Origin of the sequence: Nonomuraea longispora, assembly GCF_004348345.1 — a bacterium.
GTDB lineage: Bacteria > Actinomycetota > Actinomycetes > Streptosporangiales > Streptosporangiaceae > Nonomuraea > Nonomuraea longispora.
The window spans coordinates 1-1,546 of record NZ_SMJZ01000423.1 but is presented as its reverse complement, the minus strand read 5'-3'; the positions used below and the strand labels follow the sequence as shown (position 1 = coordinate 1,546).

1 protein-coding gene and 1 pseudogene are annotated in these 1,546 nt (G+C 73.5%); both read right to left on the bottom strand.

What is annotated here, in order from left to right; all coding sequences use genetic code 11:
* Positions 1–558 (bottom strand): annotated as a pseudogene (locus E1267_RS43705) (hypothetical protein); the annotation flags it as partial.
* Between the two features lie 175 nt (positions 559–733).
* Positions 734–1,315, bottom strand: coding sequence for an Rv1733c family protein (locus tag E1267_RS43700; RefSeq protein WP_132342186.1), 582 nt, complete (start codon positions 1,313–1,315; stop codon positions 734–736).
* Positions 1,316–1,546 lie beyond the last annotated feature (231 nt).

Here is a 1,546-nt window from a genome sequence, read left to right as displayed (position 1 = left end):
GTGCCAGCCGTGCCCGTGCGGATCACGGCGGTGCTCCCCTTCGTGATGCTCCTCGGGGGTGCCGTACACGCACTGCGCGGCGGTGGCGATCAGCGACTCGTCGCGCGAGCGCACCACGGCCGCCGTACAGGACCTGAGCTTGCCGTGGGCGTCGACGAAGAACAGCCGGCCGGTCGCGCGGGTGTGCGGGAGCCTGCCGTAGGGACGCCGGACCTTGGCGTAGCCGTTGCGGTCACCGCCGGGCGTCAGCCGCTGCGACGCGGGGACTCCGGTGACGCGCGCCGCCCCCTCGCCGTGGTGCGGATCCAGCTCGGTCTCCGGCAGGGACGCGCCGAGCGCGGCCGTCATGCGGGCGGGCGTCCAGAACTCGCTGGACGTGTGGGCGTCCATCTCCGGCGACCTGTCCGCGCCGTGCGGCCACCGCGGGCGTGTGTCCGCGGGCGCCCCCGCCACGGGCGAGACGGCCCGCCCGGCCCCCGACGCGGCGGCCACCGGCACCGTGAGGCCGGTCAAGGCCAGGGCGGCGGCCGCCGTGATCGGGATGGTCCGTGTTCTCATCTGTCCCCCTGAACAGGCGATGACTGAAAATGATGGGGAAACTGTAAGTCATCGCCCTGACACCCTCCGCGCATGCGGCAGAGGGCGCGCGCCACCCGCGCCGGTTACGGGAGTTGCGCGGTGCCTGGCGTGTCGGCGCCCGCGCGCGTCAGAAGCCCTCAGCCCCTTCCTGGGCTCATGAGCGGCGGCGGCGCCGGCGTTCGTCGATCAGCGACCAGGCGTCCTCCCATGCGCGATACCTGCCCCGGTCCACCAGCCACCGGAAGGCCGCCAGCGCGATCAGCACGGCGGCCACCGCGCCCAGCATGACGAGCAGCACCGTCACCACGCCCGTGATGCGGACCTCCAGTGCGCTCGGCGGCGGGAGTGCCGGCCGGCCGGTCTCGTCGACCCAGATGCGGACCGTGGTGCCCGCCTTGGCGAGGGCGGGCGCGCGTACCTGGCCGGTGTGTTCCTGCCCTGAGGGCAACGTCCACCGTGCCTCGACCGGACCGCCCCTGGACAGCGAGCCGAACGACGTCGGGCTGACGGGCACGTCCGCCAGCAGCGTCGCGTCCACCTGCAGCCGCCCACCGGCGCCCGCGCTCGCGGCGCTCTGGTACGCCTGCCGCCCGGCCGCCACCGCCGGCCACGCGCTGAGGAGCACCAGCAGCACGGCCACCAGCAGCGCGAGACTTTCCAGGCGGTCGGATCGGCGTCGCAGCGGATTGCGGTCGAACCGGTATCTCCGCACTTGTCGCATCACCGAGTCGCGCATCACGAACACCCCCTGACGGCTCTCTCCGGGTGGCGCCATCATGTCCGGCAGAGGCTTTTGGGTCCCTCATAGGTCCCTGCCCGCCCGGGGCCCGCCATACCAGGATATTTCCAGGTGAAACCCCCTTCGGGGGCTGCGTCTGGCGGCACTTCTGCTCGTTCTGCCAACTCCCGGGGAACCGCCGGCCGGACCGGGAGTGGCCGCAGGGCGCTGCGAAGGCCCCCGTCGGCC